21 protein-coding genes are annotated in these 26,064 nt (G+C 72.5%); 12 read left to right on the top strand and 9 right to left on the bottom strand.

Annotated features, from left to right (window positions below; genetic code table 11):
- From CA983_RS16000 to lanKC, 4 genes are all read right to left on the bottom strand, one after another.
- Nucleotides 1-1,167: ABC transporter ATP-binding protein (locus CA983_RS16000; protein ID WP_483027217.1), on the bottom strand; the 1,167-nt coding region annotated here is incomplete at its 3' end.
- Nucleotides 1,164-2,915, bottom strand: a complete 1,752-nt coding sequence (locus CA983_RS15995; protein ID WP_086601570.1) for an ABC transporter ATP-binding protein — start codon at nucleotides 2,913-2,915, stop codon at nucleotides 1,164-1,166. The genes CA983_RS15995 and CA983_RS16000, both read right to left, overlap by 4 nt.
- 84 nt (nucleotides 2,916-2,999) lie before the next feature.
- Entirely contained in the window at nucleotides 3,000-3,116 is a 117-nt protein-coding gene (locus tag CA983_RS15990; RefSeq protein WP_010040504.1) for a SapB/AmfS family lanthipeptide, read from the bottom strand.
- Nucleotides 3,117-3,201: 85 nt separating this feature from the next.
- The gene (gene lanKC, locus CA983_RS15985) at nucleotides 3,202-5,808 is read right to left on the bottom strand and encodes a class III lanthionine synthetase LanKC (RefSeq protein ID WP_086601569.1); all 2,607 of its coding nucleotides are present in this window, start codon (nucleotides 5,806-5,808) and stop codon (nucleotides 3,202-3,204) included.
- 186 nt (nucleotides 5,809-5,994) lie between these two features.
- Here lanKC and CA983_RS15980 point away from each other — a divergent pair, with 186 nt between their 5' ends.
- The 7 genes from CA983_RS15980 to CA983_RS15950 all read left to right on the top strand — a co-directional run bounded on the left by CA983_RS15980 (nucleotide 5,995) and on the right by CA983_RS15950 (nucleotide 13,143).
- Nucleotides 5,995-8,469 carry a SpoIIE family protein phosphatase gene (locus tag CA983_RS15980; RefSeq protein ID WP_107500240.1) on the top strand — a complete coding sequence of 825 codons (2,475 nt, stop codon included), beginning with the start codon at nucleotides 5,995-5,997 and terminating at the stop codon, nucleotides 8,467-8,469.
- 68 nt (nucleotides 8,470-8,537) lie between these two features.
- On the top strand, nucleotides 8,538-8,957 hold the full coding sequence (locus tag CA983_RS15975; protein ID WP_086601568.1) for a CBS domain-containing protein: 420 nt from the start codon (nucleotides 8,538-8,540) through the stop codon (nucleotides 8,955-8,957).
- 180 nt (nucleotides 8,958-9,137) lie between these two features.
- Nucleotides 9,138-9,320 carry a hypothetical protein gene (locus CA983_RS15970; protein WP_086601567.1) on the top strand — a complete coding sequence of 61 codons (183 nt, stop codon included), beginning with the start codon at nucleotides 9,138-9,140 and terminating at the stop codon, nucleotides 9,318-9,320.
- A 103-nt stretch (nucleotides 9,321-9,423) separates the two neighbouring features.
- Nucleotides 9,424-10,491, top strand: coding sequence for a glucose-1-phosphate thymidylyltransferase (locus tag CA983_RS15965; RefSeq protein ID WP_086601566.1), 1,068 nt, complete (start codon nucleotides 9,424-9,426; stop codon nucleotides 10,489-10,491).
- Nucleotides 10,488-11,468 (top strand): dTDP-glucose 4,6-dehydratase, encoded by a 981-nt coding sequence (gene rfbB, locus CA983_RS15960; RefSeq protein WP_086601565.1) that lies wholly within the window; start codon nucleotides 10,488-10,490, stop codon nucleotides 11,466-11,468. The genes CA983_RS15965 and rfbB overlap by 4 nt, the downstream gene beginning before the upstream one ends.
- Nucleotides 11,465-12,343 (top strand): dTDP-4-dehydrorhamnose reductase, encoded by an 879-nt coding sequence (gene rfbD, locus CA983_RS15955; protein ID WP_086601564.1) that lies wholly within the window; start codon nucleotides 11,465-11,467, stop codon nucleotides 12,341-12,343. Before rfbB ends, rfbD begins: the two co-directional genes overlap by 4 nt.
- The gene (locus tag CA983_RS15950) at nucleotides 12,340-13,143 is read left to right on the top strand and encodes a class I SAM-dependent methyltransferase (protein ID WP_086601563.1); all 804 of its coding nucleotides are present in this window, start codon (nucleotides 12,340-12,342) and stop codon (nucleotides 13,141-13,143) included. Before rfbD ends, CA983_RS15950 begins: the two co-directional genes overlap by 4 nt.
- Before the next feature lie 670 nt (nucleotides 13,144-13,813).
- Here the strand turns inward: CA983_RS15950 and rfbC are convergent.
- Both rfbC and CA983_RS15940 read right to left on the bottom strand, forming a co-directional pair.
- Nucleotides 13,814-14,422 carry a dTDP-4-dehydrorhamnose 3,5-epimerase gene (gene rfbC, locus CA983_RS15945; RefSeq protein ID WP_086601562.1) on the bottom strand — a complete coding sequence of 203 codons (609 nt, stop codon included), beginning with the start codon at nucleotides 14,420-14,422 and terminating at the stop codon, nucleotides 13,814-13,816.
- Between the two features lie 4 nt (nucleotides 14,423-14,426).
- On the bottom strand, nucleotides 14,427-16,367 hold the full coding sequence (locus CA983_RS15940) for a glycosyltransferase family 2 protein (RefSeq protein WP_086601561.1): 1,941 nt from the start codon (nucleotides 16,365-16,367) through the stop codon (nucleotides 14,427-14,429).
- Nucleotides 16,368-16,577: 210 nt separating this feature from the next.
- Here CA983_RS15940 and CA983_RS15935 point away from each other — a divergent pair, with 210 nt between their 5' ends.
- Entirely contained in the window at nucleotides 16,578-17,087 is a 510-nt protein-coding gene (locus CA983_RS15935) for a metallophosphoesterase family protein (RefSeq protein ID WP_086601560.1), read from the top strand.
- 44 nt (nucleotides 17,088-17,131) lie between these two features.
- The gene (locus CA983_RS15930) at nucleotides 17,132-17,947 is read left to right on the top strand and encodes a class I SAM-dependent methyltransferase (protein ID WP_086601559.1); all 816 of its coding nucleotides are present in this window, start codon (nucleotides 17,132-17,134) and stop codon (nucleotides 17,945-17,947) included.
- Nucleotide 17,948: 1 nt separating this feature from the next.
- Here CA983_RS15930 and CA983_RS15925 read toward each other — a convergent pair whose 3' ends face one another.
- Nucleotides 17,949-19,055, bottom strand: a complete 1,107-nt coding sequence (locus CA983_RS15925) for an XdhC family protein (RefSeq protein ID WP_086601558.1) — start codon at nucleotides 19,053-19,055, stop codon at nucleotides 17,949-17,951.
- Between the two features lie 185 nt (nucleotides 19,056-19,240).
- On the opposite strand from CA983_RS15925, the gene CA983_RS15920 reads away from it, so the two are divergent.
- Both CA983_RS15920 and CA983_RS15915 read left to right on the top strand, forming a co-directional pair.
- On the top strand, nucleotides 19,241-21,214 hold the full coding sequence (locus CA983_RS15920) for an elongation factor G (RefSeq protein WP_086601557.1): 1,974 nt from the start codon (nucleotides 19,241-19,243) through the stop codon (nucleotides 21,212-21,214).
- Between the two features lie 82 nt (nucleotides 21,215-21,296).
- A complete protein-coding gene (locus CA983_RS15915) occupies nucleotides 21,297-23,156 on the top strand; it encodes a cellulase family glycosylhydrolase (RefSeq protein ID WP_086601573.1) in 1,860 nt (619 codons plus the stop codon).
- Here CA983_RS15915 and CA983_RS15910 read toward each other — a convergent pair.
- Nucleotides 23,149-24,405, bottom strand: coding sequence for a YncE family protein (locus CA983_RS15910; RefSeq protein WP_086601556.1), 1,257 nt, complete (start codon nucleotides 24,403-24,405; stop codon nucleotides 23,149-23,151). The genes CA983_RS15915 and CA983_RS15910 overlap by 8 nt on opposite strands.
- Before the next feature lie 165 nt (nucleotides 24,406-24,570).
- Here CA983_RS15910 and CA983_RS15905 point away from each other — a divergent pair, with 165 nt between their 5' ends.
- Entirely contained in the window at nucleotides 24,571-25,230 is a 660-nt protein-coding gene (locus CA983_RS15905; protein ID WP_086601572.1) for a TetR/AcrR family transcriptional regulator, read from the top strand.
- A 1-nt stretch (nucleotide 25,231) separates the two neighbouring features.
- Here CA983_RS15905 and CA983_RS15900 read toward each other — a convergent pair.
- Nucleotides 25,232-26,064 (bottom strand): GlxA family transcriptional regulator (locus tag CA983_RS15900; protein WP_208636974.1); only part of this gene is annotated, 833 nt, incomplete at its 5' end.

The following is a 26,064-nucleotide window of genomic DNA, read 5'->3' as shown; positions in this document are numbered from 1 at the left end:
GCCATGGGCGGCCGGTACCGCTCCCGGGAGTGCGCCGCGGGGCCCGTCGGCGCGGGTGCCGGGAGCGGCGCGGGGTCCCACGTGTTGCTGTGTCGTGCCCGAGGGGCCGGGTCCCACGTGCGGGTTCGCCGTGTCCGCGAGCCGCCGGCCGGTCCGCGACCGCGTTCCGTCGCCGCCCGTGCCGTCGGGCTCCGCGGACCCCGCCGGGGCCAGCCTGCGCAGCACCACCGTCAGGCGGGAGCCGCTCGTGCCCAGGCCGTGGATCAGGTTGCGCAGGGCGGGCAGCAGGGACTGGGTGACGTAGGCGAGGGCGCCGACCAGGGCACCCGTGGTGACGCCGTGGGCCAGGAGCCACGGGGCGGTGGCGAGCAGCAGCACGATGGGGAACTGGCCGCCGAGCGCCAGGGACGCCACGCGCAGGACGCCCCAGTGGGCCAGGGAGCGTGCCGCCCGGAACTCCGCCTCGACCCGTTCGCCGGTGGCGGCGGCGATGTGCGCCTCGGCGCCGGTCGCCGTGATGTCCCGCAGGCCCGGGCAGACGGTGCCCAGGTGTCCCGCGAGTTCCTCGTCGGCGACGAGTAACGCCTCCTGGCGCCGGGCGAGCGGCCGCAGTGTCGCCGCGAACAGCGCCACCCCCGCAACCAGGGGCGGGCCGACGACCAGCAGGAGCGGCGGGGCGAGCGTGAACAGCCCGGCCAGGGCGCCGGCGGCGGTGAACACGAAGGAACGGGAGACCATGACCAGCCCGGCGAAGGTGTCCCGCGCGATCTCCACCTGCTGGGTGAGCCCGGACAGGGAGCCCGCGTCACCGGTCCGCACCCCCCGGGACACCACCCGCGCCACGAGCCGGTCCCGGAACGGTTCGACCAGCGCGGCGACGGCCGCGTAGACCCGTGCGGTCCCGTACGCCCCGGCCAGGACAGCGAGTCCGGCCACCGCCAGCCAGGCCAGTCCGACATCCGGCCGTCCCCGCAGGAACCCGTCGTCCAGGGCGCGGGCGGGCCCGTACCCGATGAGGAAGGTCTGCCCGGTCTCCAGCACCGACCAGGCGGTGAGCCGCAGCAGGACCCGCCACCGGGCCAGCAGGAACCGCAGGCCCCGCGACGGCAGTCCGCCCCGCGCGGGCGGGCGTGTGCCGATTTCGGCGCGTACGGGGCTGTCCGTCATGCCTCTGCTCCGCTCCCGGCCCCGGCGTACGCCGAGTCCGTCCCCTCCCCGAACACCGCCCGGTACTCCGCGAGCCGCCACAGCTCCTCGTGCCGCCCCACCGCCCGCACCCGCCCCTCGTCCAGCCAGGCCACCGCGTCGGCGCACGCGGCCGTGGCGCCGCGGTGGGCGACCAGGAGCCGGGTGCCGGACGGGCCGTCGCCGAGGAGGGCGTCGGTGATGTGGCGTTCCGTCACCGTGTCCAGGCTGGACAGGGCGTCGTCGAGGATCAGCAGCCGGCCGCCGTGCGCGAACGCCCGGGCCAGACCCAGCCGTTGGGACTCGCCGCCGGAGCGCGGGGCGTCGGCGACGGCCGTGTCGTATCCGTCGGGGAGGCGGCGGACGAAGTCGTCCGCGAGGGCCGTGCGGGCCGCCGCACGGACGCGGTCGGGGGAGGGCGAGGCCAGGCCGAGACCGATCGCCTGCTCGACGGTRCCGCCGAGGAGGGCCGGGCGGGCGAAGGCGTAGCCGACGGCGCGCCGCAGATCGTCGTGCGGCAGCTCGCACAACGGCACCCCGTCGAGGAGCACCTCGCCCGCGTCCGGGTCGGCCAGTCGTCCGGCGAGCGCGGCCAGCAGCGACTTGCCCGCGCCCGACCGGCCCACCACGGCCAGGGTCGTGCCACCCGGGACGACGAGGTCCACTCCGTCGAGCACGGTGCGTCCGCCGCGCCGGGCCGTCACGCCGCGCAGCTCCAGCCGTCCGGGCCCGTCGGGCAGCCGCCGTGCGCCGAACGCGGTGGCGGGCTCGGCCCGGATCTCACCGAGGCGCCGGGCCGCCGCGCGGGCCCGGGCCAGGCCGGCGAGCCTGCCGACCAGGACGCCGACGCCCGTCGCGAGCACCGCGTACCGCGAGGCCGCGAGCACCTCGCCCACCGACAGCAGGTCCCGGGTCAGCAGTACACCGGCCACGGCGACGACCCCGAGCTGGAGCAGCGGTGCCACGGCGACCGCCTGTGCGGCGGCGCGCCCCTGCACCCGCCACATGCGATGCCCGGCCTCGGACAGGCCGGGCAGCGGCCGCAGCACACGGGCCGTCTCCCGGTCCTCCGTACCCGCCGCCCGGACGGTGCGGAAACCCTCGACGGCCTCGGCCAGCGCGGCGGCGATCCGGCCCTGGGCCCGCTGGTAGCGAGTCGCGCTCCGAGTGGTGTCACGGGCGACGGCACGCAGCAGGAACGTCAGAACGGGCGCCCCGGCGAGGAAGACGGCCGCGAGCCGCCAGTCGATCAGGCCGAGCGCGACCACGCCCCCGAGGGGACCGGCGAGGGCGGCGAGCAGTGCCGCACGGGCCGCCGGAGTGGTCCCCGCCTCGGCGGCGTTGCCGACCAGGCGCGCGACGAGGTCACCGGAGCCGAAGCGGTCGGCGGCCCGCGGGCCGACGCCCAGGACGTGCCCGGCCAGCCGGCGGCGCAGCCACGCGGTGCCGCGGGCGTCGACGGTCCCGGTCAGGACGGTCTGGGCCGCGTCCAGCAGGGCGAGTAGCAGCACCAGACCGGCGCAGTACAGCACCCAGCGGGTCGCCGGGGCCTGCGCCAGCAGCAGGTCGAGAGCCCGGCCCAGCGCGGCGGGCAGCAGCAGCCCGGCACCGGTGGCGGCGGTGCTCACCAGGCACAGGGCCGCGCAGCGGGCCCCGCTGTACCGGGTGGCCGTGCGCAGCAGCGTGCGGGCGTGTCCGGTCGCCGGGTCGTCGTCACCACGCGTGCTCATACGGGCCTTTCGCGGGACGGGACGGACCCCGGGCGGCCCCTCCCCGAAGGGAGAAGACCGCCCGGGGCCATGACCGGACGTCGGTCAGAGACAGAGCAGGACGCTCGCCGCGCTGATGCAGGAGAGCAGGCTCACCGTGCTGGCGCCGCCGCCGTCCGTCCGCTCCTCGGACTCGATCGTCTGGAGGTCGAGAAGTGCCATGGTGTGTCCTTCCGTTGGGTGTCCGTCCGTGGTCATCCGTGGGGACGGGGTGGTGTCACGACTCCGCCGGATCGCGGAGCCGCGTTCAGGTGGGCCGCCTCTTCGGCGGCGGGAGGAACGGCAGATGGGCGCCGGTCGCCGGGTCGAGGGCCGCGCCGAGCGCCAGCAGGCACCCTGCCGTTCCGGTGGCGAGGTCCATGGACAGCCGCATCATCTGGTGGCCGGGGAAGGCGAGTTGGCCCTCGTAGGCCATGGCGAACCAGCCGAGTCCGGCGATCTGCCCGGCCAGCCGGTCCGCGGTCGCGCCCGGCTCGGTCGTGCGGCCGAGGTGCAGGATCATTCCGGCGCGGCCCTGGAACAGCCCGGGCTGCGCGTAGAAGCGTGAGGTGGAGGCGGTGAGCACGCCGGAGCGGGCCGGGCCGAACTCCCCGGCCATGTGCGGGGCATGGGCCACCAGGTCGTCGAGGACCATGCCGATTCCCGCGCTGCCGTCGCCGAGATAGGGCAGGGTCCGCCAGCCCTCGTCGACCTCCAGCGCACCGCCCTCGCGGGTCACGCAGGACTCCAGGTCCCGGCGCAGTGCCACGGCCGCCGCCTGAAGCCATTCGGGCCGGCCGGTCCACTCGTACTGCCGCAGCAGCAGGAGCGCCGGACCGGTCGCGCCCCGCAGCAGTCCGGCACGCGGCCGGGGCGTGGCCGGGAGCGGTTCGGCGAGCCGTCGCACGAGGATCCGGGCGGCCTCGTCGGCCCGCTCGCGCAGCACCGCTTCCCCAGTGGTGCGCGCCAAGTGGCCCAGGACGAGGCCGAGTCCGGCCAGTCCGCCGTGCAGGTCGGAGGAGAGGTTCTGCCACCGCTCCGCGAGGATGCCCTCGGCCAGGTCCAGCGCCCGCTGCCGGTGCCCGAGCCGGTCCAGGACCAGGGCGACGCCCGCGAGCCCGTCGTAGAGGCCGAGCGGCGTGCCGACCGGGGCCGGTGCCGTCCGGGCCAGCAGCCAGCGCTCGCCCTCCTCGTACCGCTCGGCGCCGATCGCGTCCAGTGCGTACAGCACCCCGGCCGCGCCGTGGGCGATCCCGAGCCCGCCGCCGTCGGAGAACTGGGCGACGTCGCCCGGGAAGAGCCGGTCGTCGCGCTCCGGGGTGGCCGAGGCGAGGATCGCCTTGACCATCGAGTCGCGGCTGTACGGCCAGTCGCCGGGGTCCACCGGAGAGGAGGGAGCGGCCACCGTACGGCCGGACACCTCCCGGGTGATCTCCGCGACCGCCTCGTCGAGGAACTCCCGCGGCACGTCCGGGAACTGCTGAGCGATCACCTCGGCCAGATGCGCCGCCTTGCCGCGGTCGACCACGAACAGCGTGGTCACGGGCAGGAACAGGGCCAGCCGCAGACAGGCCAGGGCGTAGCGGTCGACATCGGCGCCCCTGCGGTCCGGCGGCGCGAAGAAGCCCGGGTGGGCGACGACCTGGCGGCCGTTCTCCCCGACCGGGGCCGCGGCCTCGAAGTCGAGGAGGAAGACCGACTCCTCGTCCGGCGCGACCATGACGTTGAAGACGTGCAGGTCGTTGAAGACGATGCCGCGCGCGTGCACCGCCGCCACGGCCTCCTCCACCCTGGTGTGGATGCGCAGCGCCCACGCCGTGTACGCGGCGACGGCCTCCGGCTCGGGGTCCTGGGCGAGCAGCGGGTGCCGCTCGGCGAAGAACGAGTTGAGCGGACGGCCCTGAAGAAAGTCCATCACCAGGAAGCGGTGGCCGCCCAGCTCGAACCAGTCGCGCACCTCCGGGACCACACCCGTGCCCGCGACCTGCTCCAGCGCCCGCTTCTCCCGCTCCAGCCGGGCGATCGCGTCGGCGCCGTCCGAGGCGAGCCCCGCGTGCGGCCGGCCCTCCTTCAGCACGACCTTGCGCCCGTCGCGCGTGTCGGTGCCGACGTAGACACCGCCGCCGTTGGAGAAGTGCAGCGCCTTCTCGATGCGGTACGGCAGGTCGCCCGTCGTCGTGTTGTTGCGCGCGTCCAGATGAGGCCTGAGGAACTCCGGCAGCGTCACCCACTCCGGCACCTGGAAGGACGGCGCCCGCCGGTCCGGAACGAGCCGCCCCTCGCCGTCGCGCACCGCCGGCACCAGCGAGCCCCGGTCGTCCACGACGAACGAGCGCGCGAAGGCGCCGTACCGGACGTACAGCGGGCCCTCGCCCCACCGCAGGTCGGTCAGGATGTACGGTCCCTCGAACCCCTCCAGCAGCGCGCCCAGCTCGCGGAGCACCTCGTGCAGCTGCTCCTCGCCGGCCGGATAGACCGTGACGAACTTGCCGCTGCCGTCGCGCGGCGCGTACTTGGTGTTGCGCAGGTGCAGCAGGTGCGGGCCCGGCACGAACTTGAAGGGGATCCGCCGCTCGACGCAGTAGTCCCACACGATCCGGGCGATCTGTTCCGCGTTCGCCCGGGTCGCCGAGGCGTGGATCTTCCAGCCCTGCGCCGGACCCGGGAGCGGCTCGCCGTCCGGGCCGAGCGGTGTCATCGTCAGCCAGTCGCCGATCCGCGCCGCCTCCCAGCCCTCGGGCACCGGCCGGCGGGCCGTCTCGTAGAGGTGCGCGGCCGCTCCCTGTGCGGCCTCCTGCCCGCCCCGCGCCAGCCGGTCCGGCGTCTCGTAGAAATGCCGGTCGGCGAGCGCGTACACCTCGTACCGCTTGTCCATACGTCCCCCTCCGTGACGGGCACCGAGCCTTCCAGCCACGCGACGGGCCCGGACAGTCACGCCTGTCACGAGAACACCGTGCGGAACGCATGGGTAAAGAGATGTTCGGTGGCTTTCGAGCGCCCGTACCGGCTCGGCTCCACGGAACGGTCACAGGGGCTGCGCAGGTGTCTCATAAGCGCTGTAATGGCCAACGTGGTCAGTGAGGGCACCCAAGAGCGCGGAACGCGAACGCTGCGTGCCGAAAGCGCCCTCAAAGCGATCGCGGTCGATCAGGGGTCGCCCGAACGCGTGCACCGCGCTCTCGAACAGGCGCTCGTCTTCGCCGGTGCGGCGTTCGTCGCCGTGTACGCGCCAGGTCAGGACGGCGAACTGCTCTGCCTGGTGGAGTCGGCCGGGGTGCCCAGGACGCTGTACGGGCTGCGCGACAGCTACCCACGCGCCGGGCGGTCCCCGGTCGCCGAGGCCCACCGCGGTGGGCGGCCCGTCTCGATGGGCCCGGCCGAACTCGCCGAGCACGCCCAGGCGCGGCGCGTGCCGTCCCGGGACTTCCACCTGGTCGCCCTGCCCGTGCAGGGGAACGGCGGTGGCTGCCTGCTCGCCGTGAGCGAGCGCCCCGCCGGGTTCGACACCGACGACCGCACATGCCTGGAACTCATCTCCGAGGCGGTCGCCCTCACCGCCCCGGCCGTGCTCGCCGAGGGCGGTGAACTGCCGCCGGGCGCCTTCAGCCTCGCCATGGACACCGGCCGCGTCCGGGTCGGCGACGAGCTGCTGGACCTGTTCGGCCTGGACCCCGTGGAGTTCGACGGCCGGGTCGAGACGCTGCTCGGTCTGACCGTGCCGGAGGACCTGCCGTCGCTGATGTCCGTCGTGGAGGCGGACCACATGTCCATCGGCGAGCGGGAGCTGGAGTTCCGCGTGCTCCAGCCCACCGGGCCGCCGAAGTGGCTCCGGCTGAGCGGGCGTCTCCTGCCCGGCGGCGAGGGCCACGCCGCACGGCTCGTGGGGACCGTCGCCGACGCCTCCACGCTGCGCTCCGACGTCACCGACGTGGCCCGTGTCCAGCGCCTGGCCACCGCGCTGGCCACCGCCGTCACGGTCCGCGACGTCGGCAACGCCGTGGTCGCCGCCCTGCGCCGGCCGCTGCGGGCCGACCGGATCGCCCTCGCCGAGCTGGAGAGCGACCGGCTCGTCGTCACCGTCCTCGACCCGCCCGAACCCGAGGTCTGGCCCGAGCTGTGGCGCACGGAGTGGCGAGGCGAGTGGCCCGACGCGCCCGTGCGCGCCATGCCGACCCTCGCCGCCGCGCTGCGCGAGGGCCGGGCCCGGATCTGGCCCGCCGGCAGCCCCCTGGAACGGTCCCTGGCCGAGGTCGGCCCCGGCGGTCTCGCCGTCCTGCCGCTGCCCGCCGGGAACCGCATGGCCGGAGCCTGCCTGATCGGCTGGGACGCCCCGCACGACTTCGGCGCCGACGAGCGCGCCCTGCTCACCGCCTGCGCCGGCCTCGCCGGACAGGCTCTGGTGCRGGCCCGGGCCTTCGACGCCGAACACGAACTCGTCGGCATGCTCCAGCGCCAGCTGCTGCCGCGCCGCCTGCCCCGGCTGCCGGGCGCGGTGGCCGTCGCCCGCTACCTGCCCAGCACGGCCGGACTTGAACTCGGCGGCGACTGGTACGACGTCATCCCGCTGCCCGACAACCACGTCGCCCTGATCATCGGCGACGTCCAGGGGCACAGCGCGGGCGCCGCCACCCTCATGGGCCAGATGCGCACCGCCCTGCGCGCCTACGCCGTCGAGGGGCACCCGCCGGACGTGGTGGTCGCGCACGCCAACCGGCTGCTCATGGACATGGAGAGCGACCTCTTCGCCACCTGCGCCTACGTCGACATCGACCTGGAGGAGGGCTCCGCCTGGTGCGTGCGCGCCGGGCACCTGCCGCCGGTGCTGCGGTATCCGGACGGCCGGACCGAGATCGCGGAGGCCGAGGGCGGCCCGCCCCTCGGGGTGATCACCCGGGCCGACTTCCCCATGAGCCCGCTCCGGCTGCCGCCCGGCACCGTGATCGCCCTGGTCACGGACGGTCTCGTCGAGACGCCCGGCACCGACATCGACGAGGGCATGGACCGCCTCGCCGGCCGGCTTGCCGAAGCCGCCCCCACAGACCTGGGGCTCGTCGCCGACGCCCTCCTCGGCAACGCCCCGCGCAGCGACGACGTCGCCCTGCTCCTCATGCGCTACGACGGCATGGACCTGCGTCCGCTGCGGGAGAGCTGGACGGTGTGGCGCGTCCCGCAGGCGGTCGGGCACGCCCGCCGCTTCGCCCGGCGCACCCTGCGCGCCTGGGGCGTCACCGCGGACATCGACGCCGTCCTCCTCGTCGTCTCCGAACTCGTCACCAACGCCCTCGTCCACACCGACGGCCGGGTCCGCATGGACCTCACCCTCATCAACGACCGCCTGCGCGTCGCCATCGCCGATGCCTCCCCGCGCAGCCCGGTCCGGCCGGCCAGCATCGGCTGGGAGGCCACGGGCGGCCGGGGCATCCTCCTCGTCGAGGCCGTGTCGGCGACGTGGGGGACGCTGCCGGTCAGCGGCGGCAAGCAGGTGTGGGCGGAGCTGGTGCTGGGCGGTGAAAACCGCCCCGCGAACACCTGGTGACCGGGCCGGTTCGCCGGGTACCCGGGCGGCGCAAGACGGAGAACCCGAGCCGAAGGAAGAGGAACGTCATGGCTCAGCATGTCCGCGACATCATGACCAGCGATCCGGCCACGGTCGAGCCGCAGACCTCCGTCGCCGAGGTGGCCCGCATCATGCGCGACGAGGACCTCGGCGTCGTCCTGGTGACGGACGGCGACGATCTGCGTGGTGTGGTCACCGACCGTGACCTGGTGGTCCGGTCGATCAGCCAGGGCGGCGACCCGGAGCAGACCACCGTGGCCGGCGCGTGCAGTGACGATCTGGTCACCGTCAGCCCCGACGACGACCTGGACCGCGCGGTGGAGCTGATGCGCGAGCACTCCGTGCGCCGTATCCCGGTCGTCGACCACGGCCACCCCGTGGGCATCGTCTCCCTGGGCGACATGGCCATGGAACGCGACCCGGACTCGGCGCTGGGCGACATCAGCGCCGCGCGTCCCAACACCTGACGACGGCACCCGACCGGCCGGTCCCGCGCACCCACCGTGCGCGGGACCGTCGTATGCGAGGGCAACAGCCTTGAGGCGCAAGGGACTTCAGGGTGCGGCCGAGACGTCACGACTCGTGTTTGTTCGGTTTGTTCATGGGGACTCGAACAGCAGCGGAACGCAGAAGGAAGATGATGAGTCGTGACGTCCATGGAGACCAGTGACAAGCCCGTAGTCCGTCGGCCCGAGACCGGCTGGTCGAAGGCACGCCGCCTGCGCGGCAAGGCCGCGCTGCAGACCTGCCTCCCCGCCGTGGAGGACCGGGCCACCACCCGGACCGCGCGCTCCGAGCCGGACTGGAACATCGTCAGGGGCGAGGACTGACCGCTCCCCAGGGGGCCGCGCGGTGACGATGAGCGTAACTCCGCGCATCGACAACAAAAAGAAGTGATGTTCACATCCGCCGGATCACACTAAGGTGAACCGAATGAAGGCTCTCGTGCTGTCCGGCGGCGCAGGAACAAGACTGAGGCCGATCACACACACGTCGGCCAAGCAACTGGTGCCAGTGGCCAACAAGGCCGTGCTTTTCTATGGGTTGGAGTCGATCGCCGAGGCCGGCATCACCGACGTGGGCATGATCGTCGGGGACACGGCCGCGGAGATCGAGGAAGCGGTGGGCGACGGGTCGCAGTTCGGCCTGAAAGTCACCTACATCCCTCAGGAGCGGCCCCTGGGGCTGGCCCACGCGGTACTGATCGCCCGGGACTACCTGGGCGACGACGACTTCGTGATGTATCTCGGCGACAACTTCATCGTCGGCGGCATCAGCGGACTCGTCGACGAGTTCCGCGGCAACCGGCCCGACGCCCAGATCCTGCTCACGCGCGTGCCAGACCCACGCGCCTTCGGCGTCGCCGAACTCGATCCCTCCGGCCAGGTCATCGGCCTGGAGGAGAAACCCGACCGGCCCAAGAGCGATCTGGCCCTGGTCGGCGTCTACCTGTTCACCCCCCTTATTCACGAAGCGGTACGCGCCATCGAACCGTCCTGGCGCGGCGAACTGGAGATCACCCACGCCATCCAGCACCTGATCGACTCCCGCGCCGACGTGCGCTCCACGGTCATCACGGGCTACTGGAAGGACACCGGCAACGTCGGCGACATGCTCGAGGTGAACCGCATGGTTCTCGAGGGCATGGACCGCCGGATCGACGGCGACGTGGACACCGCGTCGGAGACCATCGGGCGCGTGGTGGTGGAGGAGGGCGCACGGATCGTCAACTCCCGCATCGTCGGCCCCGCCGTCATCGGTTCCGGAACCGTCATCAGCAACTCCTACGTGGGTCCCTTCACCTCCGTCGCGGAGAACTGCCGGATCACCGACAGTGAACTGGAGTTCTCCATCGTGCTGCGGGACTCCTCGATCCAGGGCGTCGGCCGGATCGAGGCCTCGCTGATAGGCCGGCACGTCGAGGTGACGCCGGCCCCCAGTGTCCCCAGCGCCCACCGCTTCGTCCTCGGAGACCACAGCAAGGTGCAGATCACTTCATGAACCTCCTCGTCACCGGCGCAGCCGGGTTCATCGGCTCCCGTTACGTCCGCGCACTGCTCGACTCGGACGCGCCCGACGCGCCGCGCATCACCGTGCTGGACAAGCTCACCTACGCCGGCACCCTCGACAACCTCGAACTCGGCCACCCCTGGCTGGAGTTCGTCCAGGGCGACATCTGCGACGCCGAACTGGTCGACAAGCTCACGGCCGACGCCGACCAGGTCGTGCACTTCGCCGCCGAGTCCCACGTGGACCGCTCGATCACCGGCGCGGCCGACTTCGTCCGCACCAACGTGCTGGGCACCCAGACCCTGCTGGACGCCGCCCTGCGCCACGCCGTGGGCCCCTTCGTGCACGTCTCCACCGACGAGGTCTACGGCTCCATCGAGACCGGCTCCTGGCCGGAGGACCACCCGCTGCAGCCCAACTCCCCGTACTCGGCCTCCAAGGCCTCCTCCGACCTGCTCGCCCTGGCCTACCACCGCACCCACGGCCTGGACGTGCGCGTCACCCGCTGCTCCAACAACTACGGCCCGCACCAGTTCCCCGAGAAGGTCATCCCGCTGTTCGTCACCAACCTCCTCGACGGCCACAAGGTGCCGCTGTACGGCGAGGGCCGCAACGTCCGCGACTGGCTGCACGTGGACGACCACTGCCAGGGGATCGACCTCGTCCGCACCAAGGGCCGGCCCGGCGAGGTCTACAACATCGGCGGCGGCACCGAGCTCACCAACAAGGAGCTCACCGGCCTGCTCCTTCAGGCCTGCGGTGCGGACTGGGACCGGGTGGAGTACGTCGAGGACCGCAAGGGTCACGACCTGCGCTACTCCGTCGACTGGTCCAAGGCCCGCGACGAACTCGGCTACCGCCCCCGCCACGACTTCACCACCGGCCTCGCCGAGACCGTCGCCTGGTACCGCGACAACCGTGCCTGGTGGGAGCCCCTGAAGCAGCGCGTCGCCCAGGAGCGCGCATGAGGTGGCTGATCACCGGGGCGGGCGGAATGCTCGGCCATGACGTGGTCGAGGAGCTCACCCGGCGCGGCGAGGAGGTGGTGGCCCTGGACCGGGCGGCCCTGGACATCACCCGCCCAGAGGCCGTCGACAGTGCTGTGCGCGAGCACCGGCCCGACCTGGTCGCGAACTGCGCCGGGTACACGGCCGTGGACGACGCCGAGAGCGACGAGGCCCGCGCCCTGGAGATCAACGGCGACGGACCGCGCCTGCTCGCCCGGGCCTGCGCCGCGCACGGCGCCCGCCTGATCCACGTCTCCACGGACTACGTCTTCTCCGGCGAGGCCCGCACGACCCCCTACCCGGAGGATCATCCGACGGGCCCGCGCACCGCCTACGGCCGCACCAAGCTGGCCGGGGAGCGGGCCGTGCTGGAGGAACTGCCCGGAGCGAGCGCGATCGTGCGCACGGCTTGGCTCTACGGGGTCCACGGCACTAACTTCGTCCGGACCATGATCGGTCTCGAAGCCCGCCGCGACACCCTCGACGTCGTCGACGACCAGCGCGGGCAGCCCACCTGGAGCGCGGACGTCGCCGAACGGATCGCCGACCTCGGCGTCCGGCTCGGCCCCGACGCGCACGGCGTCTTCCACGCCACCAACTCGGGCGAGGCCACCTGGTACGAGCTGGCCCGCGAGGTGTTCTCCCTCATCGGCGCCGACCCGGACCGGGTCCGCCCCACCAGCAGCGCGGCCTTCCCCCGGCCCGCGCCCCGCCCGGCGTACAGCGCTCTCGCGCACCGCCGGTGGCAGGAGATCGGCCTGCCGCCGCCGCGCGACTGGCGTTCCGCCCTGCACGAAGCACTGCCCCGTATCCGCAAGGAAGGTCCCCCTTCGTGAAACGCCATGAGTTCCTCCGGGAACTGCACAAGGTCAGCGCCAATCGCAACTACCTGGAGATCGGCGTCAACGACGGCCGCAGCCTGACGTTGTCCCGCGTCCCCAGCATCGCGATCGACCCCGCCTTCAAGGTGGTCTCGGAGCTGAGGTGCGACGTCCACCTGGTGAAGGCCACCAGCGACGACTTCTTCGCGCGTGACAATCCGCTCCAGCACCTCAAGGGCGGCCGTCACCCGCTGCGCAACCTGCGCCGCGGCCGCAGCCCGATCGGCTACTGGCGCCGCACGACGCTGGACCTGTCGTTCATCGACGGCATGCACCTGTTCGAGTTCGCGCTGCGCGACTTCATGAACGTCGAGAAGTACTCGGACTGGTCCAGCGTGATCGTCCTCGACGACATGCTGCCGCGCAGCATCGACGAGGCGGCCCGGGACCGGCACACCAACGCCTGGACCGGCGACGTCTACAAGATCACCGAGGTGCTGGCGCGTTACCGCCCCGACCTGGTCACGGTGCAGGTGGACACCGCCCCCACCGGCCAGCTGGTCGTCTTCGGCGCCGACCCGAACAACCGGGTCCTGCACGACAAGTACGACGAGATCATGGCCGAGTACAAGATCCCCGACCCGCAGAAGGTCCCCGAGGCGATCCTGGAACGGGCCGGTGCGGTGCGCCCCGAGGCCCTCGTGGAAGCAGGCTTCTGGCGCCCCCTCGTCCAGGCCCGCAACCGCGGCCTGCCCCGCTCCATCGGCTGGGAGCCCCTGCGCAAGGCCCTGGAACAGGTGGGCGTCAGCCGCTGAGCTGACGCCGGGCTTCCTGACGTCCCTCGGGTCCGGGCCCAGGCGCTGCGCGCGCCTGGGCCTTCGGCGTGCCCGGGGGATGCGGCTCGGCCGTTTGCGCGGTGCGGCGGCGGCCAGTGCTCCCGGATGCAGGGCGACTCACCTCGGGGCGCCTCTGTGGATTGCCGGCGTGCCCCTCCCGAAGCAGCCCGCTGCCTGCCGACCGGGTACCGGCCTCGGACGCCCGCCGAGCACGGCCATGCCGCCGCGGCCTCCGGCGTGTCGCGCACGCCGCGGGGAGCGGCCCAACGACGTGTCGCGAGCGCCGCGCGGATCCAACGGCGTGTCGCGGGAGGGAGCCCCTCCGGGCAGCGGCGGACACCGGCCTCAGGTGCTGCGGGCCSGGGCCTCGTACGGGCCCCGGTCGGTTCGGCTCAGGCTCGGGTGCTGTGTGTGGCACGAGGTACGGGATGGCGAGGGCGGCCTGATCCCAGGGGTCGCCGTCCGCAGGGCCGGGGCGCGTGGCCCGGGCACGCCCGTGCCGGGAAGCTCGTGCTCGGCGGGGATGCCGCGCCGCCGCATGGGGCTGCGACGGCACGGCCGATCCCCCGGGCCTGGCACCCGGCCCGTCCGGGTCGGCCTCGGGCGTCGCGTCCCGTCCGGGCCCGCGACGCCCCGCCTGCCGCAGGCGTCAGCCGTCTGCCCGGCGGCCCCGCAGTTCCTCGTAATACGCGAGGCAGGTCTCATAGGACGGCAGCAAGCCCTGGCGTTCCGCCTCGGCCAGGGTCGGGGCCTGTGCGTCCTTGGGGGAGAGGAGCGGCTCGATTCCGTCGGGCCACTCGATGCCCAGGGCCGGGTCGAGCGGGTGGATGCCGTGTTCGCGTTCCGGGGCGTAGCCCGCCGAGCACAGGTACACCACCGTCGCGTCGTCGGTCAGGGCCATGAACGCGTGGCCCAGCCCCTCCGCGAGGAACACCGCGTGCCGGGTGTCCTCGTCGAGCCGTACCGCCTCCCACTGCCCGTAGGTCGGGGAGCCCACGCGGATGTCGATCACCACGTCCAGGACGGCACCGCGCACACAGGTGACGTACTTGGCCTGGCTGGGCGGCACATCCGCGAAGTGCACACCCCGCAGCACGCCCCGCCGGGAGACCGAGCAGTTGGCCTGGGCCAGGGACAGGTCGTAGCCCGTGGCCTCACGGAACTCCGCGCTGCGGTACCACTCGTGGAAGCTGCCCCGGTCGTCCGGGAAGATCTTGGGCTCCAGAACCCAGGCGCCCTCTATCCCCAGTGGTCGCATGCCGTCACTGCCCTCCGATCCTGATACGGGAAACCTTCCGACGCACGGTACCGACCACGCGTCGCGCACGACGCGCCACCCGCAGCGCCAGGCCGGGCTGCGGCACCGGGGCCACCTGCACACGCCCGCTCGCCGAGCGCAGCGCGAACGGCAACCCGGTGAACAGCGGCCGGGCGGTGTCCGGGGCCAGGCACAGGGCCACCCGCCAGACGCCGCGCGAGAGGTTCTCCACGGGCAGGGCCGCCGCCAGCACGGCCCCCGTCCCGTCCGTGGCGGGGGAGAGCGTGCCGGGCGCCTCGAAGATCTGCTGGGTGGACACGAACCGCAGCCGCACCTCGGTGTCGCCGGGAACGTACAGCGGAAGCAGCGCACGGACGCGGTCGCCGGAGACGGTGACGCCGGACTGCTGCACGCGGCCCAGCCCGAGCCGCTTGCCACGCACGCCGAGGTCCAGGGAGAGGTTGCCGTGCGGCTCCGTCCAGTACGGCAGCACCGGACGTCCCCCGACGACCCCGACATCAGGCGTGGGCCGGCTCGCCCGCGGCGCCGGGCCCAGCCGGCATTCCTTGGTCCAGCCGCCCAGCTTGACCCGGACGAGCGCGTCCCAGACACCGTCCTTCGGCAGGTCGGCCGGATCGACGGTGGCGGTCGCCCGCAGCACCAGCCGGACCTCTCCGCCGTCCCCGACGGGCACGGTCTCGCGGGTGAACCGCACGGGCTGGAAGTACTGCGCGGCAGTGGACCGCTCCCGCAGCAGCAGGTCCGCGGTGGCCTGGCCGAAGCGCGCGGCGGTCTGCGAGGCCACCCACTCCACCGCCTCGGACACGTCCTTGGGGGCGTCCGCCAGCGGCGTCGCCTCGGCGTCGGCCGGGAAGGTCATCGGCTCGCCGCCGGACGTGTACTCGGCCGTCAAGCCGACGCTGAGGGAGCCGTCCCGCCACTCCACGTGCCCGGGGGCCGCCTTGGGCGCGACCCCGGCCTCCCACTCGGCGAAGGACACGACGTCGTCGTACCGGTCGGCCGCGGTCAGCGCGGCGACGACCTGCTGCGTCGGCTGGAGCCCGGCCGCGACGCCGGGACCGAACCGCTCGACGACGACCTCGTGGATCTCGGCGAACAGCTCCCTGCGGTAGTCGTCCGGCAGTTTCAACAAACGCCGGGCCCGCAGCCGCTCGACCATCTCCACGCGCAGCCAGCGCCGGAAGAGCTTGTCGCGCACCGGTCCGGGCTCGGTGTACCGCTCGACGACGTCGAGGGCCTCACGGAGGTTCTTGAAGTAGCCGACCGGATCGAAGCGTTCGAAGCCGGCGTTGGAGCCGTCCTCCCGCCGGAGGTGGTAGTAGCAGACGTAGTCGCTGAGCACGGAGACGTTCTCCGCGCGCAGATACGCCTCGGCGATGAAGACGTGGTCCTCCAGCCGCCTTCTGCCCTCGGGAAAACGCAGGCCGATGCGGTCCAGGAAGGCCCGGCGGAACATCTTGTGCGGGGTGAGGCTGTCGATGAGCGGGGCGTTCTCGACGGTGGCGCGCGGGTGGTTGCGGCGGAACAGCTCCACCGGCACCCCGCGGCCCTTGCCGGCCATCTTGCCCACGACGACATCGGCGCCGTTGGCCACGCCGTAGTCGTACATCCGCTCCAGGGCCTCGTCGCCCAGGTAGTCGTCGTTGTCGACGAACATGACGAACTCGCCGCGGGAGGCCTCGATGCCGACGTTGCGGGGCTTGCCCGACCAGCCGGAGTTCTCCTGGTGGATGACCTTCATCCGGGGGTCCTCGGCGGCGAGCGCGTCGAGCCGGGCCGGTGTCTCGTCGGTCGAGCCGTCGTCGACGAAGATCACCTCGTACTCGTCGGGAGGCAGCGACTGCCTCTGGAGCGAGGCGATGCAGTCCTCGATGTAGATCCCCGGGTTGTAGACGGGGACGATGACGCTGACCTTGACCGGCATCGGGTTTCCGGGCCCCTTCGGGTCGCTTGCCGTAGACGTCCTGTTGTACTGCGTGTTGCCCGATGCTAACCCGGTCGGCGACGCCGCCTCACCTTTCGAGACCGGTACGTGATCATCTCCGGCCACCGGGCAACTGAGCTGCGCGGTCTGCCTGTTTGAAGATCGACCGGGTTCCCGGGCGGGGCGGCGGGAAGCCTCTAGGGTGAGAATGTGCGCCTGCTTTTCATGTCCGATACTCACCTGCCCAAGCGGGCCAAGGTCCTGCCCGCCCCCCTGCTGGGCGAACTCCCGCACGCCGACGTCGTGTTCCACGCCGGCGACTGGGTCGACACGGCCACCCTCGACCTGCTGGAGGACCGCTGCCGCAGGCTCGTCGGCGTGTACGGCAACAACGACGGACCGGACCTGCGCGCCCGGCTGCCCGAGGTGGCGTACGTGGACCTGGACGGGCTGCGCTTCGGCGTGATCCACGAGACGGGCCCCGCCCAGGGCCGGGAGAAGCGCTGCGCCGCCCGCTTCCCCGACCTCGACGTGCTGGTCTTCGGCCACAGCCACATCCCCTGGGACACCACGGCCCCCACCGGCCTGCGCCTGCTCAACCCGGGCTCCCCGACCGACCGCCGCCGCCAGCCCCACTGCACGTACATGACCGCCACCGTCGCCGACGGGCGTCTCACCGACGTGGAACTGCACCGGCTGCCACCCCGCACGCCCGGTTAGAGCCTGTCCGACCGCCGCAGAAACGGCCATGTCATGATCGGCGGATGGCGCGGGACGACGGATACCTCCTGGACAACCGGCAGGCCGAGGCCGGTACGCGCTTCGACGCGCTGGCCGCCCTCTTCGACGCCTCGACGTTCCGGCACTTCGAGACGGTCGGTGTCGCCGAGGGGTGGCGGTGCTGGGAGGTCGGGGCCGGGGGCCCGAGCGTCGCCGCGTGGCTCCGCGAGCGCGTCGGGCCGCGCGGGCGCGTGCTCGCCACCGACATCGACGTGTCCTGGACCGAGGCGGCCGCCACCGAGGGAGTCGAGGTGCTCCGCCACGACGTCGGCCGCGACGAACCCCCGGCCGGGCCCTTCGACCTGGTCCACGCCCGCCTCGTCCTCGTCCACGTGGCCGAGCGCGACGCCGCGCTGCGCGCCATGATCCAGGCCTTGCGCCCCGGCGGTTGGTTGCTGGTGGAGGACGCCGACCCCGCGCTCCAGCCGCTGATCTGCCCCGACGAGTACGGCCCCGAGCAGGAGCTGGCCAACCGCCTCCGCACCGGCTTCCGTGAGCTGCTGCGGCGGCGCGGTGCCGACCTCTCCTACGGACGCAGGCTGCCGCGGCTGCTGCGCGAGGCCGGACTCGCAGATGTGGAGGCCGACGCCTACTTCCCGGTCACCTCGCCCGCGGGTGACGTCCTGGAGGCGGCCACCGTCCGGCAGGTGCGGGAGAAGCTGGTCGCCGAGGGACTCGCCACGGACGAGGAGATCGAGCGGCATCTGGCCGACGTGGAGGCGGGGCGCCTCGACCTCGCCACCTCACCGATGATCTCGGCCTGGGGCCGTCGGCCCGCCGACGAGGGCCCGCGGCCCTGACTCACCGGGGCCGGGGCGGATGCACCGCTCCCTCCGTGGCGGTCAGCGGAGCCCCGGTGCCGCCCCAGCGCAGCGCGACGATCTCGGCGGCGACGGACACCGCCACCTCCTCGGGCGTACGGGCCCCGAGGTCGAGGCCGACCGGTGAGCGCAGCCGGGACAGCTCCCGCTCGGTGAGCCCGGCCTCGGCCAGCCGCCGCGCCCGGTCGGCGTGGGTGCGGCGGCTGCCCATCGCCCCGATGTACGCGGCGGGCCGGCGCAGTGCCTCCTGGAGCAGCGGCACGTCGAACTTGGGATCGTGCGTGAGGACGCAGACGACCGTGCGCTCGTCGGTGTCCGTGTCCCTCAGATAGCGGTGCGGCCACTCGGCGACCACCTCGACGCCCTCCGGGAAGCGCCGGGGCGTGGCGAAGACGGGGCGGGCGTCGCAGACCGTGACCCGGTAGCCGAGGAAGTCCCCGATGCGGGCGACGGCCGCCGCGTAGTCGATCGCGCCGAAGACCAGCATCCGCGGCGGCGGTGCGAAGGACTGCAGGAACACGCTGACGGCGTCCTCGCGGCGCTGCCCCTGGGGCCCGTAGTGCCGCAGGCCGGTGGCACCGAGAGCGAGCTCGCCGCGCGCGTCGGCGGTGACGGCCGCGTCCAGGCCGCTCGCGCCCAGCGTGCCCGACACCCGGTCCGGCCGGACGGCGAGTGTCGCCCCGCGCGGGGCCGGGCCGTCGGTCACCGTCGCCGTGGTCACCGGTTCGCCGGCCGCGACGCAGTCCACGACCGTGCCGAAGGCGGGGTCCAGCTCGGGCGTCACGGGACGCACGAGCAGCGTGATCTCACCGCCGCAGGTCAGGCCGACGGCGAAGGCGTCCTCGTCGCTGTAGCCGAAGGTCTCCAGCCGGGCCTCGCCGCTCGCCACGACCTCCTGCGCCAGCTCGAACACCGCACCCTCGACACAGCCCCCGGACACACTGCCCACGACCTCCTCGTCCGGACCCACCGCCATCGCCGCGCCCGGGTCGCGCGGCGCGCTGCGGCTGACCTCGACGACCGTCGCCAGGCCGAACGGGAGCCCGGCCGCGTACCAGCGGCCGAGCACCGGGAGGATGTCACGCACGACCGGCTCCTTCCACGCGCCCCACGGGTACCCCGTCGGCGGTTAATTCCGTTGTGGCCCACCGGGCCGGTCTGCTGCACTGCACGGGTCGACGACGTCATCGAGTCCCGAGGAGCAACAGATGCGCACTGCGTCCATGTCCCCCCAGACAGGAACGGCTCTCTCTCCGAAGGACATGACGCTTCGTGCAGTTGCTCAACCTTGGAATTCTCGCCCATGTCGACGCAGGTAAGACCAGCCTGACCGAGCGGCTGCTCCATTCGGCCGGGGTGATCGACGAGGTCGGCCGCGTCGACGACGGGAACACCCGTACCGACACCCTCGCGCTGGAGCGGCAGCGCGGCATCACCATCAAGTCCGCCGTCGTCTCGTTCCCGCTCGACGGTGTGACGGTCAACCTCATCGACACACCCGGTCACCCGGACTTCATCGCCGAGGTGGAGCGCGTGCTCGGCGTGCTGGACGGCGCCGTCCTCGTGATCTCCGCCGTCGAAGGGGTGCAGGCGCAGACGCGGGTGCTGATGCGGACGCTCCAGCGGCTGCGCATCCCGACCCTGCTGTTCGTCAACAAGATCGACCGGCGCGGAGCACGGGACGAGGAGGTGCTGCGGTCGGTCTCGGACCGGCTGACACCCGCGATCGTGCCGATGGGAACCGCCACCGGCCTCGGCACGCGCGCGGCCCGCTTCATCCCGGGGCCCGGCCCGGTCACCGCCCTCGACGTCCTGTCGGACCACGACGACACGCTGCTGGCCGCCTACGTCGAGGGCACCGTCACGGACGCCCTCCTGCACAGGTCCCTCGTCGCGCAGACCCGGGACGCCCTGGTCCACCCGGTCTACTTCGGCTCCGCCGCCACCGGCGCGGGCGTGGACGCGCTCCTGTCCGGCATCGAGGAACTGCTTCCGGCCGCCGACGGGGACGCGGACGGGCCGGTCTCCGGCACGGTGTTCAAGGTCGAGCGGGGGCCTGCGGGGGAGAAGGTCGCCTACGCCCGGATGTTCTCCGGCACCCTGCGCACCCGCGACCGGATCCCCTTCGGAGCGGACGGCGCCGAGGGCCGGATCACCGGGATCAGCGTCTTCGGCCACGGCACGGACACCCGTGCGGACGCCGTCGCCGCCGGGCAGATCGCCCGGCTGTGGGGGCTCGGCGACATCAGGATCGGCGATGCGATCGGCGAACCCCGCAAGGCGTACGAGCATTTCTTCGCCCCGCCCACCCTGGAGACGGTCGTCGTCCCGGGGCCCGGTGTGAACAGAGGCGCGCTGCACCTCGCGCTCACCCAGCTCGCCGAACAGGACCCGCTGATCGGCCTGCGCCACGACGAACACCGGCAGGAGACGTCCGTCTCCCTCTACGGCGAGGTCCAGAAGGAGGTCATTCAAGCCACCCTCGCCGACGAGTACGGTCTCCACGTCACCTTCCGCGAGACCACTCCGCTGTGCGTCGAACGGCTCGTCGGCACCGGGCATGCCGTGGAGTTCAACAAGAAGGACCCGAACCCGTTCCTCGCGACGGTCGGCCTGCGCGTCGATCCCGCACCGGTCGGCTCGGGCGTCGGCTTTCGCCTGGAGGTGGAGCTGGGCTCCATGCCGTACGCCTTCTTCAAGGCCGTCGAGGACACCGTGCGCGAGACCCTCGACCAGGGGCTGTACGGCTGGCAGGTCACCGACTGCACGGTCACCATGACCCACAGCGGTTACTCACCCCGCCAGAGCCACGCTCATCAGGGCTTCGACAAGAGCATGTCCAGCACCGGGGCCGACTTCCGCGGCGTCACCCCGCTGGTGCTGATCGATGCGCTGCGGCGGGCCGGGACTCGGGTGCACGAGCCGATGCACCGCTTCCGTATCGAGGCCCCGGCCGACACCCTCGGCACCCTGCTGCCGGTCCTCGCCGGGCTCGCGGCCGTACCGGAGGCGACGCGCAACCGGGGCGACCTCTGCGTCCTCGAAGGCACCGTGCCGGCGGCCCGGGTGCACGCCCTCGGACAACTGCTGCCGGGGCTGACCCGCGGTGAGGGGGAACTGGAGAGCGCCTTCGACCACTATGCGCCAGTCACGCACGGCACGATTCCGCGGCGCCCGCGCACCGACCACAACCCGCTGAACAGGAAGGAGTACTTGTTGAACGTGACACGACGGGTGGGCGGTTGAGGTGTGCGCGCTGGCCGAGAGGGAACTTACTCCAGAGTCAGGGGTGTTGACGGTGTCCTGATATCACCGGACTGTAGTGGACATGCCGACTATCCGAGTACGTCTGCTGGTTGTCCTGGCTGTCCTCTTCGGCTCCCTGTCGGTGGCGGGCGTCCCGCCCGCCACCGCCGCGCCCCCTCCCGGCTCCCTCTGGTTCGACGACCCGACCGTCACCGTGAAGAACGGCCGCTTCACCGACGCCTCCGGCCGCGAGGTCGTCCTGCGCGGCTACAACGTCTCCGGCGAGACGAAGCTCGCGGAGAACAAGGGACTGCCCTTCGCCTCCGTCGCCGACGCCCGCAAGTCCGCGACCGCGCTGCGCGCCCTCGGCGGCGGCAACACCGTCCGCTTCCTGCTCTCCTGGGCGTACGCCGAGCCCGAGCGCGGCACGGTGGACACCGCCTATCTGGCCGCCGCCACCGCCCAGATGAAGGCCTTCCTCGACGCCGGCATCCGCGTCTACCCCGACTTCCACCAGGACCTCTACTCCCGGCACCTCTTCGACGCCGACAGCTGGTACACCGGCGACGGCGCGCCCAAGTGGGCCGTGGACGCCGGGAACTACCCGGACGAGTCCTGCGGGATCTGCCTGTTCTGGGGGCAGAACATCACCCAGAACGAGGCCGTGAAGCGTGCCACGTACGACTTCTGGCACAACGCGCACGGCGTGCAGGACGCCTTCCTCGCCACGGCCGAGAAGACCATGGCGTACGTCCAACAGCACCTGAACGCCGACCAGTTCAAGGGCGTCGTCGGCTTCGACCCCTACAACGAGCCGCACGCGGGCGTCTACGACTCCGGGCAGACCAGCCGCGCCTGGGAGAAGGACGTGCTGTGGCCGTTCTTCGAGAAGTTCCGGGCCCGCATGGACGCGGCCGGCTGGCGGGACAAGCCCGCCTTCGTGGAGCCGAACCTGTTCTGGAACGCCAACCTCGACTTCCAGAAGCAGGAGGGCGGCCTGCTCGACGCGGGCAAGCTCGGACCCCGCTACGTCTTCAACACCCACTTCTACGACCAGAAGGCCATCTCCGGCGTCTTCATGTGGGGCAAGGCGGCCGACGGCCAGTACGCGGGCGACTTCCGCACGGTCCGCGACCGGGCCGCCGCCGCGCAGACCGCCGCCGTCGTCAGCGAGTTCGGCCACCCCCTGGCGGGCAACGTCTCCGACAAGGCGCCCACCGTCCTCAAGGCGATGTACCAGGCCCTCGACTCCCGCCTGAAGGGCGCCGACTGGTGGTCCGACCCGGCGGCCTCCGGGCCGGTGCTCTCCGGCTCGCAGTGGCAGTGGGACATCTACAACGGCCGCCACCGCGAGCTGATGAACGGCAACCCCGACAAGGTGCTCACCGCCGGTGACGCCTGGAACGACGAGGACCTGTCCGCCGTACGCCTCGACGACTCGGGCAAGCCGGTGCTGCGCCAGGACGCCCGGCTCCTGGACCGCCTCTACCCGAGCGCCACGGCCGGGACGACCGTCGGCTTCACCTACGAGGACCGCTCCCGGGACGGTTCGACGACCCTGACCTGGAACCCGGTGCCGGACTCCCTGCCGAACGTGAAACGGCTGGTGGGCTCCGGACAGTACGGGCTGCTGCTGTGGCGCTCGGACGGTGGCCGGGCACCCACGGAACTGCACCTGCCGGCGAGCTTCCCGGCCGCGTCCACCACCGTCGTCTCCGACCTGGGGACGTCACACGCCCCGCCCGCGTACACCTCGACGACCCCGGTCGGCGTGTCCCAGGAGCCCGGCGGCACGGGAAGCCGCCGCCTGCTGCTCACCGCGCCGGACTCGGGCGTCCTGCACTACGCGCTGGTGACCAACGGGGCGACGGCTCCCTCGGCGGACCTGCTGAACGCGGCCCGCTCCGAGCTGGCCGCGTGGGCCGCGAAGGAGGTCAACTAGCGGACGGGCTCGTCCAGCCGGCCTCGACATGACCGAGCCGGACGCGCTGCGGGTGGTCCCCGACCGGCACGGACGCGACCTTCTTCCCGGTGGCGAAGTCGATGGCCGTGACCTGGTCGGAGCCGCTCTCCGAGACAACGCACTGCTTGCCGTCACCGCTGACCGTGGCCCAGTAGGGCTTGGCGGCGGTGACGAGCGGGCCCTCCTGGAGGGTGGTGCGGTCGACGACCGTGGCGTAGTCGTCCATGGTCCCCGCGACGCACAGCTTCTTGCCGTCCGGGCTCATCGAGAGGCCGTGGTGGCGTGAGTCGTTGACGAAGGTGGTGCGGTCGTCGCTGGTCGCCGGGTTCTTCGGCAGGGTCTTCGTGCGGGTGATCTTGTCGGAGGCCAGGTCGTACTCGAAGAAGCCGTTGAAGAACGACACCTGGAAGTACAGCTTCGACTCGTCCGGCGAGAACACGGCGGGCCGGACCGCGTCGGAGAAGTCCTTCAGGCCGATCGCGTCCAGGCGCGGGCGCATGTCGATGACCTTGACCTGCTGGTACGTGGTCGCGTCGATGACGGTGATGCGGCGGTCGCCCTTCGTCCAGTCCAGCCAGGGCGCGTCGGTCTGCGTGTTCACCTCGCCGATCGACATGTTGTAGATGTACTTGCCGTCCTTGGTGAAGATGTTCTCGTGCGGCTTGTCGCCGGTTGTGGCCTTGCCGAGCTGCTTGCCGGTCTGGATGTCCAGGACGTGCACGGTGTTGCCGGTCGAGGCCGACACCGCGACCCGCTTGCCGTCGGGGGAGACGGCCATGTGGTCGGCGCGGAAACCGGACACCGGGAAGCGCCAGTTGATCCGCCCGGAGGCGAGGTCGATCGAGACGACGTCGGCGAAGCTGGGCCGGGAGACGACCACCGACTTTCCGTCCGGCGTGGAGTACATGTCGTCGACGAACTGGTCGTGTCCCTCGCCGACGCTGTTGCGGATCGTCATGAAGGCGATCCATCTGATCGGATCGGCGTTGATCTCCGCCATCCGCTCGTCCTTGTCGGGGATGACGTTGATCTGGCCGATCCTCGCGAAGTCGCCGGTGGACTTGATGACTTCGGCGGTGCCGTCCCAGTTGTTGCCCACGAACAGCACCTGGCGCAGCGCGGCGGAGGCGTCGGGGGCGTCCGCGTGGGCGGCGGTCGCGGGAACGGTGGCGGTCAGGGCGAGGGCGGCGGTCAGGGAGCACAGATGCCGGCGTCGGAAGACGGGCATGGCTGATCCCTCCTCTGCGGGTGGGGATGAGGAATCTGAACACACGTGCTTTCAGAGTGAACTTACTGAAAAGTAAGGAAGGGGCGGCCTTCTTCACAAGACCGCGGCCACGACAAAATCGCGTGCGAGCGAAGATGGGTGTTCGAGCGGATGAAGGGAGAGCCGGTGCCGGGCAGACTCAGAGCGCCGACCGGCCGCTACGGCGGCAAGACCGCCGAGGAGCGGCAGGCCGAGCGGCGCCGGCGGTTCCTGGACGCCGCGCTCCGGTTGTTCGGCGACACCCCCGGCTTCCGCGCCACCACCGTCGCGGCGCTCAGCGAGGCGGCCGGACTGTCCACCCGTCAGTTCTACGAGGAGTTCCGCACCCTGGAGGACGTGCTCGCGGCCCTGCACCTCCAGGTCAACGACTGGGCCGAGGCGGCCGTGGTCGAGGCGGCGGCCGACGCGGCGGACCTGCCGCTCGTCGAGCGCGCGACCGCGATCTTCCGCGCCTACGCCGGGAACCTCGCCGCCGATCCACGCCGGATCCGCATCACCTTCGTCGAGATCATCGGCGTCAGCCCGCGCCTGGAGGAGCAGCGGCTCGCCCGCCGGGCCGGCTGGGTCGACCTCATCTGCGCCGAGGCCCGGGCGGCCGCCGCGCGCGGGGAGGCGGCCCCCCGCGACTACCGCCTCGCGGCGACGGGTTTCATCGGCAGCGTCAACGGTCTGCTGCACGACTGGAGCGCCGGCTGGGTCGACGCGACGCTGGACGAGGTCGTCGACGAACTGGTCCGGCAACTGCTGGGGATCCTGCGGCCCCCGGGCTGGAGTCCGCAGGGGTGACTCAGACCCGCGTACGTCCGCGCCCGGTCGCCTGGGCCCCGGGGAAGGCCCGCCGGTAGTCGCCGGGCGACACCCCGAGGTGCCTCAGGAAGTGGTGGCGGAGATTGTTGGCCGTGCCGAGGCCGCTCAGCTCCCCGACCTTCTCGATCGGCAGGTCCGTCGACTCCAGCAGTGACCGGGCGCGCCCGAGCCGCTGGTCGAGAAGCCACTGGAGCGGGGTCGTCCCGGTGACGGCCTGGAGCCGCCGGTAGAACGTACGCGGACTCATCGCGGCCCGCCGCGCCAGGTCGGCGACGGTCAGCGGCCGGTCCAGGTTGGCTCTCGCCCATTCGAGGACGGGCGCCAGCCCCTCGTCGTCGCCGGCCGGCACGGGCAGCTCGATGAACTGTGCCTGGCCGCCCGGCCGGTGGGCGGGCACCACCATGCGGCGCGCCAGTTGGTTGGCGACGTGCGCGCCGAGATCGCGCCGCACCAAGTGCAGACACAGGTCGAGTCCGGCGGTCAGTCCCGCGCTGGTGAGCACGTCGCCGTCGTCCACGTACAGCACCGACGCGTCGACCTGCACCTTCGGGTAGCGCTCGGCCAGTTGTGCCGTGTGCATCCAGTGGGCGGTGGCACGCCGTCCGTCGAGCAGCCCCGCCTCGGCCAGCGCGAAGGCACCGGTGCACAGGGAGACCATGCGGGCGCCCGCGTCATGAGCCCGGCGCAGGGCCTCGATCAGCTCCCGCGGCAGCGGCCTGCCCTCCTCGACGCACGGGTCGGGCACCGAGGGCACGATGACGGTGTCGGCACCGACCAGGTCGTCCAGTCCGTAGCGGGTGCGCAGGCTCAGCC

The sequence above is a fragment of the Streptomyces swartbergensis genome (assembly GCF_002148965.1).
Classification (GTDB): domain Bacteria; phylum Actinomycetota; class Actinomycetes; order Streptomycetales; family Streptomycetaceae; genus Streptomyces; species Streptomyces swartbergensis.
This window is presented reverse-complemented; position numbering and strand designations above follow the sequence as displayed.

Bases quoted from the DNA above. Each gene is read 5' to 3' on its own strand.
- CA983_RS15990 (WP_010040504.1), bottom strand. From the start codon at position 3,116: ATGGCACTTCTCGACCTCCAGACGATCGAGTCCGAGGAGCGGACGGAC.
- lanKC (WP_086601569.1), bottom strand. From the start codon at position 5,808: ATGGACAAGCGGTACGAGGTGTACGCGCTCGCCGACCGGCATTTCTAC.
- CA983_RS15975 (WP_086601568.1), top strand. From the start codon at position 8,538: ATGGCTCAGCATGTCCGCGACATCATGACCAGCGATCCGGCCACGGTC.
- CA983_RS15965 (WP_086601566.1), top strand. From the start codon at position 9,424: ATGAAGGCTCTCGTGCTGTCCGGCGGCGCAGGAACAAGACTGAGGCCG.
- rfbB (WP_086601565.1), top strand. From the start codon at position 10,488: ATGAACCTCCTCGTCACCGGCGCAGCCGGGTTCATCGGCTCCCGTTAC.
- rfbD (WP_086601564.1), top strand. From the start codon at position 11,465: ATGAGGTGGCTGATCACCGGGGCGGGCGGAATGCTCGGCCATGACGTG.
- rfbC (WP_086601562.1), bottom strand. From the start codon at position 14,422: ATGCGACCACTGGGGATAGAGGGCGCCTGGGTTCTGGAGCCCAAGATC.
- CA983_RS15940 (WP_086601561.1), bottom strand. From the start codon at position 16,367: ATGCCGGTCAAGGTCAGCGTCATCGTCCCCGTCTACAACCCGGGGATC.
- CA983_RS15930 (WP_086601559.1), top strand. From the start codon at position 17,132: ATGGCGCGGGACGACGGATACCTCCTGGACAACCGGCAGGCCGAGGCC.
- CA983_RS15915 (WP_086601573.1), top strand. From the start codon at position 21,297: ATGCCGACTATCCGAGTACGTCTGCTGGTTGTCCTGGCTGTCCTCTTC.
- CA983_RS15910 (WP_086601556.1), bottom strand. From the start codon at position 24,405: ATGCCCGTCTTCCGACGCCGGCATCTGTGCTCCCTGACCGCCGCCCTC.